This window comes from Hominilimicola sp. (assembly GCF_046972485.1).
Taxonomy (GTDB): domain Bacteria; phylum Bacillota; class Clostridia; order UBA1381; family UBA1381; genus Hominilimicola; species Hominilimicola fabiformis.
Genome location: NZ_JBKVWU010000050.1, coordinates 1 through 15,240 on the forward strand (window position 1 = coordinate 1; position 15,240 = coordinate 15,240).

The 15,240-nt window shown below is 38.9% G+C and carries 11 protein-coding genes and 1 other annotated feature; of the genes, 5 read left to right on the plus strand and 6 right to left on the minus strand.

The annotated features are described in order from the left end of the window. Nucleotides 1-51: 51 nt before the first annotated feature. Nucleotides 52-1,959, minus strand: a complete 1,908-nt coding sequence (locus ACLTU0_RS06840; protein ID WP_412321757.1) for a copper amine oxidase N-terminal domain-containing protein — start codon at nt 1,957-1,959, stop codon at nt 52-54. A 19-nt stretch (nt 1,960-1,978) separates the two neighbouring features. Further along, entirely contained in the window at nt 1,979-3,100 is a 1,122-nt protein-coding gene (locus tag ACLTU0_RS06845) for a trypsin-like peptidase domain-containing protein (protein WP_412321759.1), read from the minus strand. Nucleotides 3,101-3,315: 215 nt separating this feature from the next. On the opposite strand from ACLTU0_RS06845, the gene proB reads away from it, so the two are divergent. From proB to ACLTU0_RS06860, 3 genes are read left to right on the plus strand one after another with little or no spacing between them, the layout of a single operon-like run. Further along, nucleotides 3,316-4,131: a glutamate 5-kinase gene (gene proB / locus ACLTU0_RS06850; protein WP_117965064.1), complete on the plus strand. Its 816-nt coding sequence runs from the start codon at nt 3,316-3,318 to the stop codon at nt 4,129-4,131. After that, nucleotides 4,128-5,378, plus strand: coding sequence for a glutamate-5-semialdehyde dehydrogenase (locus ACLTU0_RS06855; RefSeq protein ID WP_412294792.1), 1,251 nt, complete (start codon nt 4,128-4,130; stop codon nt 5,376-5,378). Before proB ends, ACLTU0_RS06855 begins: the two co-directional genes overlap by 4 nt. Next, nucleotides 5,375-5,995: an HAD family hydrolase gene (locus ACLTU0_RS06860; RefSeq protein ID WP_147513547.1), complete on the plus strand. Its 621-nt coding sequence runs from the start codon at nt 5,375-5,377 to the stop codon at nt 5,993-5,995. The genes ACLTU0_RS06855 and ACLTU0_RS06860 overlap by 4 nt, the downstream gene beginning before the upstream one ends. Nucleotides 5,996-6,042: 47 nt before the next feature. Here ACLTU0_RS06860 and htpG read toward each other — a convergent pair whose 3' ends face one another. Together htpG and ACLTU0_RS06870 are read right to left on the minus strand one after the other, a co-directional pair. Beyond that, on the minus strand, nt 6,043-7,929 hold the full coding sequence (htpG, locus tag ACLTU0_RS06865; RefSeq protein ID WP_412321760.1) for a molecular chaperone HtpG: 1,887 nt from the start codon (nt 7,927-7,929) through the stop codon (nt 6,043-6,045). 133 nt (nt 7,930-8,062) lie between these two features. Then, nucleotides 8,063-9,019: a biotin--[acetyl-CoA-carboxylase] ligase gene (locus tag ACLTU0_RS06870; RefSeq protein WP_412321761.1), complete on the minus strand. Its 957-nt coding sequence runs from the start codon at nt 9,017-9,019 to the stop codon at nt 8,063-8,065. A gap of 125 nt (nt 9,020-9,144) precedes the next feature. Beyond that, nucleotides 9,145-9,380: a binding site (T-box leader), on the plus strand. A gap of 42 nt (nt 9,381-9,422) precedes the next feature. On the opposite strand from ACLTU0_RS06870, the gene pheS reads away from it, so the two are divergent. Both pheS and pheT read left to right on the plus strand, forming a co-directional pair. Continuing rightward, nucleotides 9,423-10,442, plus strand: coding sequence for a phenylalanine--tRNA ligase subunit alpha (gene pheS, locus ACLTU0_RS06875; protein ID WP_412321763.1), 1,020 nt, complete (start codon nt 9,423-9,425; stop codon nt 10,440-10,442). 34 nt (nt 10,443-10,476) lie between these two features. Then, a complete protein-coding gene (gene pheT, locus ACLTU0_RS06880; RefSeq protein ID WP_412321765.1) occupies nt 10,477-12,858 on the plus strand; it encodes a phenylalanine--tRNA ligase subunit beta in 2,382 nt (793 codons plus the stop codon). Nucleotides 12,859-12,943: 85 nt separating this feature from the next. Here the strand turns inward: pheT and ACLTU0_RS06885 are convergent, their stop codons facing one another. Both ACLTU0_RS06885 and ACLTU0_RS06890 read right to left on the minus strand, forming a co-directional pair. Next, the gene (locus tag ACLTU0_RS06885; RefSeq protein ID WP_412321767.1) at nt 12,944-14,041 is read right to left on the minus strand and encodes a rhamnogalacturonan acetylesterase; all 1,098 of its coding nucleotides are present in this window, start codon (nt 14,039-14,041) and stop codon (nt 12,944-12,946) included. A 21-nt stretch (nt 14,042-14,062) separates the two neighbouring features. Further along, nucleotides 14,063-15,240, minus strand: a 1,178-nt coding sequence (locus tag ACLTU0_RS06890; protein WP_412321769.1) for a fructose-bisphosphatase class III, incomplete at its 5' end; no start/stop codon positions are given.

The following is a 15,240-nucleotide window of genomic DNA, read 5'->3' on the forward strand; positions in this document are numbered from 1 at the left end:
AAATAAAAGTTCGGATAAAAAATCCGAACTTTTAATACAGAATTTTAAATTTTATTTGCTTTGAAATGAGTTAACGATGTCGATAAAATCGTCAATTTCAGCCGATCCGTAGAACACTTCGTTTTGTATAAGTGTAAATATATGAGCCGTTCCGTTGTCACAAGTCATATATACGGTTCCATATGATTTATAGTCAGCTTTGCTTGTTGTTGTATATGTGAAATAAGCATAACGTTTACCGTTTATTGAAGTGTACTCAACTTTTTTGAACATTTCGTGTTCATCGTCTTGAGTTATACTCTTTGAGTATGAGTTTGCAACTGTAGAAAGGTTAGTTTGCTTGAAATCAGAACCGGTCATGCTGGCATAAATAATTCCCGAAGTTGTATATGTGTTTACATATGAAACGTTCGTATATGAAGATCCTTGAGATGCTTTTGAGAAAAGTTTCCATGACGCAGGAATTGAAAATTGATAATCTCCGACTTTTGCTGTGTTTAAGGTATCCTCAGGGTCGTTTCTCATCAATTTACCGATTTTTGAAGAATCAAGTTCTTCTGCCTTTATGCTGTTTAGAATTGTGTTAAGTTCCATTTCATCGTAATCTAAATTAGTCGTTACGGCAAAATTGTACACATAATCGCCTTTTTCAAAGAAAGTATCGACTGTGTATAAATCGGAATCGGTTGAACCCGAAATAGTTTGAGTGTACTTGTATGAATTAGTACCTGTTTCTGATACCGGGGTAAGAGTGGAATATTTTGTACTTGCATATTTTTCTCTTATGGCATGGTCATTTGTGGCAAGCGAATAAGCAGTCGTGTCACCTGTTTTTGAATAAATACCCAATGAGATGCGTGATGTCGATTCGTTTTTAGGCTCATAGAATGTAAATTCGTTTTCAGTATTATCATCTTCCATTTGATAATTAGCCGGTACATAGAAACTTACTTTATATGTATCGTCTGTGATTTCACGGTATTGTCTTGTACCCTCTGTTTTTACCGTGGAAAGATCATATGTTTCATTATCTATTTTGCCAATCTTAAATGAATCCACTAAAGAAAGTATCATATCTTTTGTTGATGTATCATCATTGATTTTTATCAATGAAGTGATTAAATATCTGTAATCCTTTGTATAGTATTCGTGAAAATCAATGATTTGCTCTTTATTTTTTGCCTGAAAGTGCATATGCTGTGTTCCGTTTGATTCAGGTAATTTTTCTGCATTGATAAGTGTATATGAAGAAAAAGAGTCTTTTCTCTTTGAATATTCTTCGTCAAAATCAACAGTATCTTCTGTTATAGGATAAACGTCTATGTACATTGAACTTTCGTCATCGGCAACGAATTTTGTTGTCATTGCGTCAAGAGTTCTGTCAGCCATTTTCATTTGAGTAGGAGTGTCAATGCTCCATAAATAATAGCTGTCACCTGTTTTTGTCATATCGGTGATACCTGTAACGGTAGAAGAATTATCCATATTTTCTTTTGTTACAAGTATTGCTTGAGTGTCGTTGTCATAACCTACTGTTGCACCGAATGTTTCGGAAATAAATCTTAGTGGAACCATTGTAACGCCGTTTTCGGAAAGTGCAGGTGATTCAAGAAGTGTTTCTGTATGGTCGTTTACAGTTGCAACGATATTGCCGATTTGAAGTTCAATATTTACGGCAGGGTATGTAAGAGTTATTTTTTGAGTATCGCCGTCCCAGTCAACTTTTGCACCAAAAGCCTCTGTTATTACTCTTAACGGTACCAATGTAGTGTTGTTTTCTGTTACATACGGTGTTTCAACTTCTGTTTCAATGCCGTTTATTTTAAGAATACTGTCACCAACGTTGAATGCGATTTCTACTTTGTCATTTGTGTTTTCGTCATTTTCAGCAAGCGCAAAAGGTGCTGCTGAAAGAGCTGTTGCTGCGGCAAGAATTGCAGCGATTAGTTTTTTGTTCATTTTAGTACCCCCAATTTTATTATTTTAGATTAGGAACGATGTCAGTTGAAATTTGTTCACCGCTCCTTGTATAAATTACGTTGATACTTCCCGAAGAGTATGTATCACGCAATGCTTTATTAAAGTCCACAATACTGTGTACTTCAACGCCGTTGATAGAGTTTATAACATCACCGCTTGAAAGTGAACTTGACGAAGATGTTTTTACGGTGACGCCTTTCTTTGTCGGCAGACCGATTCGCGCCTCCCATGAATTTTCAAGTGTAACGCCTAAATCCGGTCTTATGACTTTTCCGTTTTGCTCAAATTGATTGAGTACATAATTAATCGTGTCAAGCGGGATTGAAAAGTTAATTCCCTCAATTCCGACACCTGCATATTTTGAAGAATTAATACCTATAAGCTGACCTTTCATATTAAGAAGCGGTCCGCCGGAATTACCTGCATTGATAGCGGCGTCAGTTTGAATTAACGGATAATACGCGCTCGGAGTGCTGACGTTAAGTCCGCTTACGATACCTTTTGATGCACTGTTTCGCATTGAAAGCGAAAGGGGAGTACCGATTGCAACAACGGACTGCCCTGCGAAGATACTGTCCGATTGCGCGAACGATATTGGCTTTAAACCAAGACGGCCAACCTTTACCAAAGCCAAGTCGGAATCTTTGTCGATTGCCTGAACTTGTCCGGCATAGCTTTCGCCGTCGGAGAAAACGACTGTTATGTTGTCAATATCGCTTACAACGTGTGCGTTTGTAAGGATAATACCGCCTGATTTGATAACTACACCTGTACCGTGAGCGGTAAGTTCATTGTAATTTGAAACAGTCCCTGTCATATATTCGGGTTTGTAATTTCCTACTATTGCAACGACACTTGAACTTGCGTTTTCAATCACTTGAGCAGTGACGGTATCTTCATCGGAATCAATGTAAACACTTCTTGTATTTCCATCCCAGTTTACGTTTGAACCGAGAGCCTCACTGACCGCTCTAAGCGGTATATACGTCGAATCATTCATAATGAAAGCACCTGTGTTTAAGGCATTTCCGTTTACGAATATGTTTATGTTGTCGGACGCATATGCGGTTGAAGAAATCGCTAACATCAGCGCAGTTGCCGCAATTATTTGTTTTTTCATCATTACCTCCCACAATGTTGTATAATATATAATAAAATTCACATTATTGTTATATGATACAATGAAAATTTTGTAAAAATATATTTATATAGTATCATAGAGAGTAAAAAAATGCAAGTGAAATTTTGAAGAATAAGGTAAGATAAAAATGACTTTACAAACTACCCATAAAGCGATATAATAGAAATAACTATATGCTTTATAGGAGGATGGCAATGAACGATATATTAAAGGACGTGTCTATGGCACACAGGATTGTTGTCAAAGTCGGAACGTCTACGCTTACATATGAACACGGAACAATGAATTTAAAACTTATAGACAGACTGTCTATGGTGCTTTCTGATTTAAGAAATCAAGGCAAGGAGATAATTCTTGTTTCATCGGGTGCACAGGGAATTGCACTCGGTAAACTCGGTTTGGCTGAAAAGCCGAAAGATACAAAGGGCAAACAAGCCATTGCGGCAGTCGGACAGTGCGAACTGATGTATCTTTACGACAAAATGTTTTCGGGTTACAACAACACCGTTGCACAGGTGCTTTTAACGCGTGAGGATATTGCAATTCCACGCAGAAAGAGAAATATTCAAAATACTGTTACAACGCTTATTGAAATGGGGATAATTCCTGTTGTAAACGAAAATGATACGGTAAGTTATGACGAAATCGAAATCGGCGACAATGATAATTTATCGGCAGTCGTTGCCGACCTTGTTGACGCGGATTTACTTGTACTTTTCTCCGATATTGACGGTTTGTACGACGATGACCCACACAAGAATAAAAACGCAAAATTACTTCCTACAGTATACGATATTGACGAAGTGAGAGATGTTGCAGGCGGTGCGGGAACAAGCAGAGGTACGGGCGGTATGGTGACAAAGCTTGAGGCTGCCGAAAGAGCGACAAATGCCGGTATTCATATGATAATCGCAAACGGAAACAATGTTGATTCACTTTACGATATACTTGACGGAAAGCCTGTCGGAACATTGTTTGTGTCGAAGAATTTCGATAAGGAGGAAGAATAATGAGCGAGCTTTTGGAAAAATGCACTCTTGCAAAAGATGCAGGATATAAAATGGTTTCAGTAAGTACGGTTACAAAGGACAATGCACTTGAGGCTATTGCAAATGCACTTGTAGAACGTGCCGATGAAATTATTGCGGCGAACAACATTGACATAGAAAACGCAAAGAAAAACGGAACACGTCAAGCTATGATTGACAGACTTACTCTTACAAAAGAACGCATTGACGGAATTGCGGAGGGAGTAAGACAGGTCAAAGCACTTGCCGACCCAATCGGTGAAGTAATAAAAATGTGGAAAAGACCAAACGGATTGACTATCGGTCAAAAACGTGTGCCTATGGGCGTTATTGCAATAATTTACGAGGCAAGACCGAATGTAACGGTTGACGCGGCGGTACTTTGCCTTAAAACTTCAAACGCTTGCATTTTAAGAGGCGGAAGTGAAGCAATTAATTCAAACAAAGCCGTTATGAAAATTATGCAGGATGCGGCATACGGTGTCGGAATACCTGAGGGGACACTAAATATAATAGAAGATACTTCGCGTGAAACAGCAACTCAGCTTATGAAAATGAACGGATATGTGGATTTGTTAATCCCACGCGGCGGTAAGGGACTTATTCGTTCGGTTGTTGAAAATGCGACTGTTCCCGTTGTTGAAACGGCGGCTGGTAACTGTCACGTTTATGTTGACGCGGACGCGGATATTGATATGGCGGTTAAAATTGTACTTAATGCGAAAGTACAACGTCCGTCTGTGTGCAATGCCGCCGAAACTTTGCTTATAGACAAAAAAATAGCGGATAAATTTATTCCTGTTATGTTCAAGGCACTGAAAGAAAAGAATGTTGAAATCAGAGCCGACCAAAATTCAAAAGCAATATTTGCAGATGTAAATGACGCGACAGACGAGGATTATTATACTGAATATAATGATTATATTATGGCGGTAAAAGTCGTTGACGGAATTGATGAGGCGATTGAGCATATTAATAAGTACAACACAAAACATTCTGAGGCGATTGTTACAAACAATTACGAACATTCGCAAAAGTTCTTGAATGAGGTTGATGCGGCGGCGGTTTATGTTAATGCTTCAACAAGATTTACGGACGGTTTTGAGTTCGGATTTGGTGCTGAAATAGGCATAAGTACACAAAAAATGCACGCAAGAGGTCCAATGGGACTTGAGGCATTGACTTCTATTAAATATATAATTTACGGGGACGGTCAGATAAGAGAATGATAGAGTGGATATTTTTCGATGTCGGTTCAACGCTGGTTGACGAAAGCAAGGCGTGGGAAAAACGCGTCAGCGATACGGTAAAAGGGAGCAACATAAGCGTAAGCGAGTTTTATAAATTAATGGACGACTGTGCTTTGAAAAATTTAATTCCGTATGATGACGCTGTTATTATATCGGGATTGAATAGGGCAGAATGGCACAGTGAACTTGAAATGCCTTATGAATATTCTGAAAATGTTTTGTCACAACTGTATGGTAAGTACAAAATCGGAGTTATAGCCAATCAGCCGTTGGGGACACAAAAACGCCTTGAAAAGTACGGCTTGGCAAAGTATATCAGCCTTGTCATATCCTCTGCGGAGGAGGGTGTATCAAAACCCGATATAAGACTTTTTCAAAAAGCACTTGAGAAAGCCGACTGTAAAGGTGAAAATGCTGTGATGGTCGGTGACAGGGTGGATAATGACGTTGCACCGGCTAAAAAGTTGGGTATGAAAACCGTATGCGTAAAACAGGGTATTCACAAGTTAAACACACCTAAAAATGAATTTGAAGTGCCGGATTATACTGTGGATACAATAGAAGAATTATTAAACATATTAAAAGAGGGACACTAAACTGAAATTTAGTGTCCCTCTTTGACGATGGAAGAAAAAACTGTTAATTAAAACAGCTTTTCAAGCAATTTATTGGAGCGTTCGATAAACTTTGTCATTTGTTCTGCCGGCAAAGGACTGTGGCTTATTTTCGCTAAGTCGTAAACATGTTCAATAACAAGATTTGCGTCCTCGTCATTTAATGTATCTATTTTCTTGATAAGTGAGTTGTTTGAATTTAGTACAAGTGTAAATTCATCGTGGAACATATCAGCCATACCTGCCATTTGCTGACCGTAAGCCTTATACATCTCCTGCATACGTCTTGACTGTTCACCAAGCAAAATTACGGCAGGGATTGAATCGTCTTTAAGTGACTGCACTTCGATTTTCAATGTATCGTCCTTGATTTCATTCTTGAACTTTTCGATCAACTTTTCTTCTTGTTCTTTAGTTGAATCGTCTTTTTCTGTGTTGTCCGAAATGTCATTTATGGCGGAATCAATACGTTTGAATTTAACACCCGTCTGTTTCATTTCAACAAGTGAAATAAAATGTGTATCCATCATTGACGGAAGTACAACGGCATTAAGTCCTTGATTTTTGAACATATTGATGTACTGTGATTGAGTTTGCGGATCGGAAACGTAATAAACGTCTTTTTCTTCCTTACCGTCAAGGTACTCGTCCAATGTCAAATATTTACCGTCAATATCCTTATAAATAATTACGTCCTTAACTTTTTCATAGAACTTTTCATCTCTTAAGCAACCGTATTTAATGAAGATATTGATGTAATCCCAATACTTTTCATAGTTTTCACGTTCGTTATTATAAATACTTGCAAGCTTGTCCGCAACTTTCTTTGTAATATGTGAAGAAATTTTCTTAACATAACCGTCATTCTGCAAGAAACTTCTTGATACGTTAAGCGGTAAGTCAGGACAGTCGATAACACCCTTCAAAAGCATTAGAAATTCGGGAATAACTTCTTTTACGTTGTCGGCAACAAATACTTGATTGTTGTATAACTTTATCTGTCCCTCTTGACCTGCAAATTCATGATTGATTTTAGGAAAGTACAAAATACCTTTTAAGTTGAACGGATAGTCTACATTAAGGTGAATCCAGAAAAGCGGTTCGTTGAAGTCCATAAATACGTTTCTGTAAAATTCCTTGTATTCTTCGTCTGTACACTCCGACGGCTTTTTCATCCAAAGCGGTGTTGTGTTGTTGATAGGCTTTGGCTCTGACGGTGTATCGTCCTCGTGCTCGTGTTCATGTTCATGATCATGACCGCAGTCACAGTGATCTTCGTGTTTGTCCTCAGGAACTTCAACATATATTTCAATAGGTAGGAATGCACAATACTTATGAAGAATTTGACGGATTGTGCTTTCTTCAAGAAATTCTTCCGAATCTTCGGCGATGTTAAGAGTTATTGAAGTACCTCTTTCTGTTCTGTCACCGTCTGTTAAGTCAAATTCCATACTTCCGTCACAAGTCCATTTTGCGGCTTTTGCACCGTCTTGATATGAAAGCGAATCAATTTCAACACTGTCGGCAACCATAAACGCACTGTAAAAACCAAGTCCGAAATGACCGATAATTTGAGAACCTTTGTCGTCCTCCTCTTTGTACTTTGAAAGGAAGTCGCTTGCACCCGAAAATGCGATTTGATTGATGTACTTGTCGATTTCTTCGGCAGTCATACCGATACCGTTATCACTGATGACAAGCTTTTTAGCGTCCTTAAAGATTGATACGGTAACTTTGAATTTTTCGTTTTCGTCAATTTGAGCTTCACCGATACTTGCAAGTTTCTTTAATTTTGTGACCGCGTCACAACCGTTTGAAACAAGTTCTCTAAGGAAAATATCCTTATCGGAATAAAGCCATTTTTTTATAATAGGGAAAAGATTTTCACTGTCAACTGAAATATTACCTTTTGCCATATAAATCACTCCTTGAAGTTAATTAATTTATATAATATATATTAATACTCAAAGTAAGATTTGTCAATACAAAATTAGCACTCAACAGATGTGAGTGCTAACAATTTACAATTTATTCATAATATATTCGATTTTAGATGTAACCGTAGATACCTCTGACTGAAACTTCACCGGAAGTGACGTGAATAATACCGTTTTCGGTTTGTACGGCGAGTGAGCCGTTTTCGTCAACGTCAACGGCAGTTCCGCGAACCGTTTCGTTTTTGAAAATGACGTTTACTTCTCTGCCGAGCGTGACGCAACACTTTTTGTATTCATCAAGAATTGCACTGAGTCCGCCGTCGAGAAACTTCTTATAATAATATTCAAATTCGTTTAACAATTTTGCGATTAATTCGTTTCGCACATATTTGTGACCGCTTTCGATAAACATTGAAGTAGCCTTGTCGGCGATGTCGTCATCGAATGATTCTGTGTTTACATTTACACCGATACCGCATACAACGTAGTTGACCATATTTATCTCAGCAGACATTTCGGTTAGAATACCGCAGATTTTTTTACCGTTAATAACAATGTCGTTAGGCCATTTAATCATTGAATTAAGACCGATAGCCTTGCAGACAGCAAGACCTGCAACGAGCGTTATTTGCGAAACTTCAAGCGGGGAGATTTCGGGCTTTAAAAGGATTGAATGCCAAATGCCTATCCCTCTTGGAGAAGTCCAACCGCGTCCGCGGCTGCCTTTGCCGTGCGTTTGCACTTCGGCGATAAATACACTGCCGTCCGGCGAGGTATTGCTTTCCTTTGCACGATTGTTTGTCGTGTCGGTTTCATCATATATAAATAAGCTGTGACCGATAAAATCGGTGGTAAGTCCGCTTTTTATGCCGCTTTCGGTTATGATGTCGGGCGAGGAAATAAGGCGGTAGCCTTTGTTTGTGACCGATTCGATTTTGTAACCGCTTTCACGCAATGATTTAATGTGCTTCCATATCGCCGTTCTTGAAACGTTCAGCATTTCGCTTATGCGTTCGCCTGAAATATATCCGTCTGCATTTTTTAATATATCTAAAATTTCTTCTTTCAATTCAAATCAACCCTTTCGGGATAAATTATATAATTTTTTGTTAAAAAAATCAATCCTTTTAAATAATTTTGTGTTATTGATTGACAAAATAAAAAAAAGGTGATATAATATTTTATTATTGAATATTAAAAGCAATGATGGAACAAAGTAAGGTATATACCGCCTAAAGAGAGTATCGGTTATTGAGCTGTGAGTCGATACGGTAAGGATTTATTTGAAATTTCATTCCGGAGCTGCATAGGTGAAAGCGGTTTGCAAGTAGTCTGTGACGGGTAGTGCCGTTATACATAATTGAGTGCCGATGTTTTATCGGAAGTCGGGTGGTACCGCGGAGTTTGAATTTACACACTTCGTCCCTTATGGGACGGAGTGTTTTTTAATTTATATCGAAAGGAATTTTGAAATGAGAGAAAAGTTAGAAGAAATCAAAAAAAATGCCCTTGATGTACTTCAAAAAGCAACTGACATTGATGCTCTTGAAGAAGCAAGAATAAAGTTTCTCGGTAAAAAGGGTGAACTTACTGCCGTACTAAAAGGTATGGGACAGTTAAGCAAAGAAGAAAGACCGCAAATCGGTGCGCTTGCAAACGAAATTCGCGGTGTAATCGAAAACCACATAGATACGAAGAAAGCGGAATTTTCAGAAAAGCTTGAAGAAATCAAGCTAAAGAGCGAAGTAATCGACGTTACAATGCCGGGTAAGGCACAAAAAACAGGTAAACTTCATCCGCTTACAAAAGTAATGAACAACATTAAAGACACATTTATCGGAATGGGTTTTGAAATCGCGGAAGGTCCGGAAGTTGAGCTTGACTACTACAACTTTGAGGCACTTAACATTCCACCGAATCACCCTGCGCGTGATACTCAGGACACATTCTATATAAACGAAAATACGGTTTTGAGAACACAAACTTCACCTATCCAAGTTCGTGTTATGGAAAAGAAGAAACCGCCTATCAGAATTATAGCACCCGGAAGAGTTTACAGAAGTGACGCGGTTGACGCAACTCACTCACCTGTATTCCACCAAATCGAAGGACTTGTAGTTGACAAGGGTGTTACAATGGCAGATTTAAAAGGTACTCTTGAAATGTTTATCCACCGTCTTTACGGCGAAAATACAAAAGTACGTTTCAGACCTCACCATTTCCCGTTTACAGAGCCGTCAGCCGAAGTTGACGTTTCGTGTTTCGCTTGCGGCGGTAAAGGCTGCAGCGTATGTAAAGGCGAGGGCTGGATTGAAGTTTTGGGCTGCGGTATGGTACACCCTAAGGTACTTGCAAACTGCGGTATTGACCCTGAAGTATATTCGGGCTTTGCTTTCGGTATCGGTCTTGAAAGAATTGCAATGGGTAAGTATGATATTAACGACCTTAGACTTTTCTTTGAAAATGATTTGAGATTCTTAGACCAGTTTTAATATATTATTCGGAAATTGAAAGGAATGAAATATAATGAATTTACCTATGAGTTGGCTTAATGACTATATGGATATAGACGTTACGCCGAAAGAATATTCAGACAGACTTACAATGACAGGTTCTAAAGTTGAGGGTTGGGAGAATATGGGCGAATCTGTTCAGAATGTAGTTGCGGGTAAGGTGCTTACCTGTGAAGATCACCCTGACAGTGACCATCTTCATGTGTGTACGGTTGACGCGGGAACAGGCGAGATTTTGCAGATTGTCTGCGGTGCGCCGAATGTAAAAGCGGGTATAATCGTTCCCGTTGCACTTGTCGGTGCGGTACTTCCTGACGGAAAAATTAAAAAAGGCAAGCTTAGAGGCGTTGAATCTTACGGTATGCTTTGCTCACACGATGAACTTGGGATAACAGAGGATATGCTTGGCTATGAACCTGAATACGGTATTCTTATTCTTCCGGACGATACAAAAATCGGTACGGATATTAAGGATATATTCGGTATGAATGAAACTGTCGTTGAATTTGAAATCACTTCAAACAGACCTGATTGTTTCAGCATAATCGGTCTTGCACGTGAAACAGCGGCGTCATTTAATAAAAAGTTCACTATTCCTGAAGTTAAGTTTAACGAAAACAGTGAAAATATCGCCGATACAATCAGCGTTGATGTACAGGACAAGGATAAGTGTAAGAGATACTGTGCAAGAATGGTTAAAAACGTTAAAATCGGTCCGTCACCGAGTTGGATGCAGGAAAGACTTCGTGCGTGCGGTGTAAGACCTATCAACAATATTGTCGATATAACAAACTATGTACTTCTTGAATACGGTCAGCCTATGCACGCATTTGATTTGAGAGATTTACAGGATAACAAAATTATCGTAAGACGTGCAAATGACGGTGAAGTTATAAAGACTCTTGATGAACAGGACAGAACACTTACTTCAAACGACCTTGTAATCGCAGACGGCAGCAGAGCTGTTGCTATTGCAGGTGTTATGGGCGGATTTAACAGTGAAGTTAAGGACGATACAACAACTGTTATTTTTGAATCGGCTACATTTGACGGTGCGTCTGTAAGACTTACAGCACAAAGAGTCGGTCTTAGAACAGAATCATCATCAAGATATGAAAAGGGACTTGACTATAACAATACAGTTCCTGCCGTTGAAAGAGCGTGTCAGCTTGTAGAAAAACTTGGCTGCGGTGAAAATGTCGGCGGAATGATTGACGTTATGGGTAACGTAACAGATATGCAGCCGCTTGCTTTCAGACCTGATAAAATTAATGCGTTCCTTGGAACAGACATTTCGACAGAGGATATGGTTAAGTATTTTGACGCACTTGAAATTAAGGTTGACCTTGACAAGATGACTGTAACTCCTCCGTCATTCAGACCTGACCTTGAAGGTGAGGCGGATATTGCGGAAGAAGTTGCGCGTTTCTACGGTTACGATAAAATACCTGTAACACTTCTTTCGGGCGAGGCTACTTGCGGAATGAAAACAGAACGTCAGCAGGTACAGGACAGAGTGAACGAACTTCTTACAGCACAAGGTATGTACGAAATTTACACATACACATTCACAAGTCCGTCAATATTCGATAAACTGAATATTCCGAAAGACAGTGAAATGAGAAACGTTGTAAAAATTACAAATCCGCTTGGCGAGGACACATCGGTAATGCGTACAACTACTATCGCAAGTATGATGGATATATTGTCAAGAAACTATAATTACAGAAATCCGTCTGCCAAGTTGTTTGAAATAGGAAAGATATTTATTCCGACAACGGACGGTGAACTTCCGAACGAACCTGTTAAAATCACAATGGGTATGTACGGCGATAACGTAGATTTCTATGACATTAAGGGTATATGCGAAACAATGTTTGCACAACTTAACGTAAAGAATGTTAAGTATGAGGCCGTAACAGATAACCCGACATTCCACCCGGGAAGATGTGCAAAGATAAGTGCCGGCAATAAGGTAATCGGCATAATCGGTGAAATTCACCCTGCAGTAAGCAGAAAATACGGAATTGAAACTCCTGTATATATTGCCGAATTGGATTTTGAGAATGTATTCCTTAATATTAAGACCGATATTAAGTTTAAGGAACTTCCTAAGTATCCTGCCGTAACTCGTGATATAGCAATGCTTGTTGATAAGACAGTTCCTGTTGCGGATATTGAAAATGTAATCAAAAAGACATCGGGTAAAATGCTTGAAAGCTTGCAGTTGTTTGACGTTTACGAGGGTAAACAGATACCTGAGGGCAAAAAGAGCGTTGCATACAGTGCTATATACAGAAGCGCAGACAGAAGTTTGACAGGTGATGAAGTACAGAAAGTATTTGATAAGGTTGTTAAAAATCTTGAAAATCAAATCGGTGCTCAATTAAGATAAGATATAAAAAACTGCATTTTGATTTTATTCAAAATGCAGTTTTTGTTATTTTGTAGACAAAACCGTTATGTTTTTGTCCGCTTTACTAGATATTGGTGATGTCTTTGTCAAGGTCGGCAAGCTCGGACGCTTTCGGAACGTTGACAAGACCGATTGTTTTTAAGTGTTCGATTTCTTTTGAATTTTGCGGTTTGACACTTGAATCGTGTTTTGGCATTTCGATGTTAATCATATCTTTTTTGATTAAGTCTGCTATCGGCTGAACGTTGTTTTTAATCATTTCGTTTGCAACAAATCGTGCAACGATGTTGCCGCCGATATCGTTTGTGTGGGTGTAATCGCGGTCAGTGCCGTTGCCCCAGAAATAATCCCAAGCTTTTACCGCTCCTGCCGCCTCAAAAAATTCGGTTGTGCGTGACCACAAGTCGATAAACGGTACATTCATTTCGTCACATACGTTTTTAACTGCTGTTCTGTAATCACCGAGCAAGTTAAGAAGGGTTCCGTCCTCTTGGAATATAATTCTGTTGATTGGTGAACATATTATCGGATTTGCACCTTTTTCGCGGACAAAGTTTACAAAATATTTTAAGTTTTCCGTGTAACCGCCGAACGCGTCAAGAGTATCTATTTTTTGGTCGTTGTGACCGAACTCGATAATCAGGAAATCACCCTTTTTGATTTTGTCTTTGAATGCGGTGAAATTCACATTTTTAAAATCTTCGGTTGTAGAACCTGATTGAGCGTGGTTTTCAACCGCAATGCCCGTGTTAAAAAATTGCGGAAACATTTGACCCCAACCGCAGTATGTAGAGGTAGCGTTGTACGGATATTCGGCAGGCTGGTCTGTGACGGTTGAGTCACCGGCGATGTAAACTGTCGGAATATTGACAGGCGATACTGCGGAAAGTGCGGTAAAATCACCGTCGCACATAATATCAATTTCAACTCCGTTTACGTTTGTGTAATCTTCGTTGTTTTTGTGGTAGTCACATACGCTTACATTGAAAGTGATGTCTGTGCTTTCTCCTTTGCCAAGATTTATATCTTGTGCCATAAAACGGCGTGACTGCGAAAGTATTGTGAAAATAATATCTTCGTGTGCGGTAACTGTGACAGTTACTTCATAAGTGCCGTTGGGTACGGATGTTGAAATATGCAGTGGTTCTTTTTCGTAATTCATTTGTGGATTTCCTCTCTCTATTTAATGTGTTTTTATTTTTCCTTTTAAATATGCGTCAACAAGTGCTTTTAAGTCGGTGATTTTTTTCGATAACGATTTACCTGCGTCAGTGTCCTCGACAAGTAAACGATTCGGAGCAAGTTCAACAACGTCAAGCGTTGAGTGAATATCCTTTTCTTCTTTTATGGCACTTTCGATAGATTCAAATGCGTCATGCGCACTTAAAAGCAAACCGTGTGAATTGAACAGCAATGTGTAACCGGCAAGTCCGGTAACTTTCTGATATGCCTTTGAAAGACCGCCGTCTATGACTAAAAGTTTGCCATTTGATTTAATCGGGCTTTCGCCTTTTTTTATTTTTACTGGAACATGACCGTTTATAATATGAGAAAAATTGTTCGGGTCAATTCCGAACTCGCATAAAATTTTGTTGCATACGCTCGGTTTTTCGATAAGGTGATAATATTCGTCTTTAATTTCCACCCATGTACTTTCATCATCAATAAAATATCGTTCAAACGAAGTCATTTTATTTTTGCCGTAAACAGGGGAGTAGCAACCGCACCATAAAAACCACAGAAAATCTTTGCCGTATTCTTTTTCTTCGGAACCGTTTTTGGCAAAATAACCGTCACGTGCAAGCTGTTCGGCTTTGTCCATGAGCGATTTGCCGCTTACCGTTTCACCGAAAAGTGTAACTTCCGTAAAAGTACCGTCACTGTTCATCGGTATACAGCCGTGATACAACAAATTGTTGTTGAATGTCAGATATATACTGCCTTTTTCGTATAAGAATTTGACGTGATTTTGAAGTTTTTCACTGCGTAAAAACGATGAACGCAATAAATTCATAAGCTCTTTTTCGGCGTCTGTAAGTTCAAACGGATTTTCGGGATTGATTGTAGGGAAGTTGGTATCTTTCAACTTGTATTCTTTGCCCTCAAGCATAATTGTTCCGTTTTCGTAATTGATTTTGTCAAGCATAAGGTGGTTGTCCATATTAAATTCAGGGTGACGTTTTATAATTTGTCCTTCTAACTTAAACTGAATTACAGATATAGCTTTATGTACCTTCGCCCAAAAGTTTTCGTCATGCTGAGAAATATAAACCATATTCGGATTTCGAGGTATAAAGCATTCGCACGGATCGTCCGCATAAGTTTCAAGTGCAAATACCGTAAGCGGACGCATATTAATTC

Coding starts and splice junctions, on each gene's coding strand:
- htpG (WP_412321760.1), bottom strand. CDS start 7,929: ATGGCAAAAGGTAATATTTCAGTTGACAGTGAAAATCTTTTCCCTATT.
- ACLTU0_RS06840 (WP_412321757.1), bottom strand. CDS start 1,959: ATGAACAAAAAACTAATCGCTGCAATTCTTGCCGCAGCAACAGCTCTT.
- ACLTU0_RS06860 (WP_147513547.1), top strand. CDS start 5,375: ATGATAGAGTGGATATTTTTCGATGTCGGTTCAACGCTGGTTGACGAA.
- proB (WP_117965064.1), top strand. CDS start 3,316: ATGAACGATATATTAAAGGACGTGTCTATGGCACACAGGATTGTTGTC.
- pheS (WP_412321763.1), top strand. CDS start 9,423: ATGAGAGAAAAGTTAGAAGAAATCAAAAAAAATGCCCTTGATGTACTT.
- pheT (WP_412321765.1), top strand. CDS start 10,477: ATGAATTTACCTATGAGTTGGCTTAATGACTATATGGATATAGACGTT.
- ACLTU0_RS06885 (WP_412321767.1), bottom strand. CDS start 14,041: ATGAATTACGAAAAAGAACCACTGCATATTTCAACATCCGTACCCAAC.
- ACLTU0_RS06845 (WP_412321759.1), bottom strand. CDS start 3,100: ATGAAAAAACAAATAATTGCGGCAACTGCGCTGATGTTAGCGATTTCT.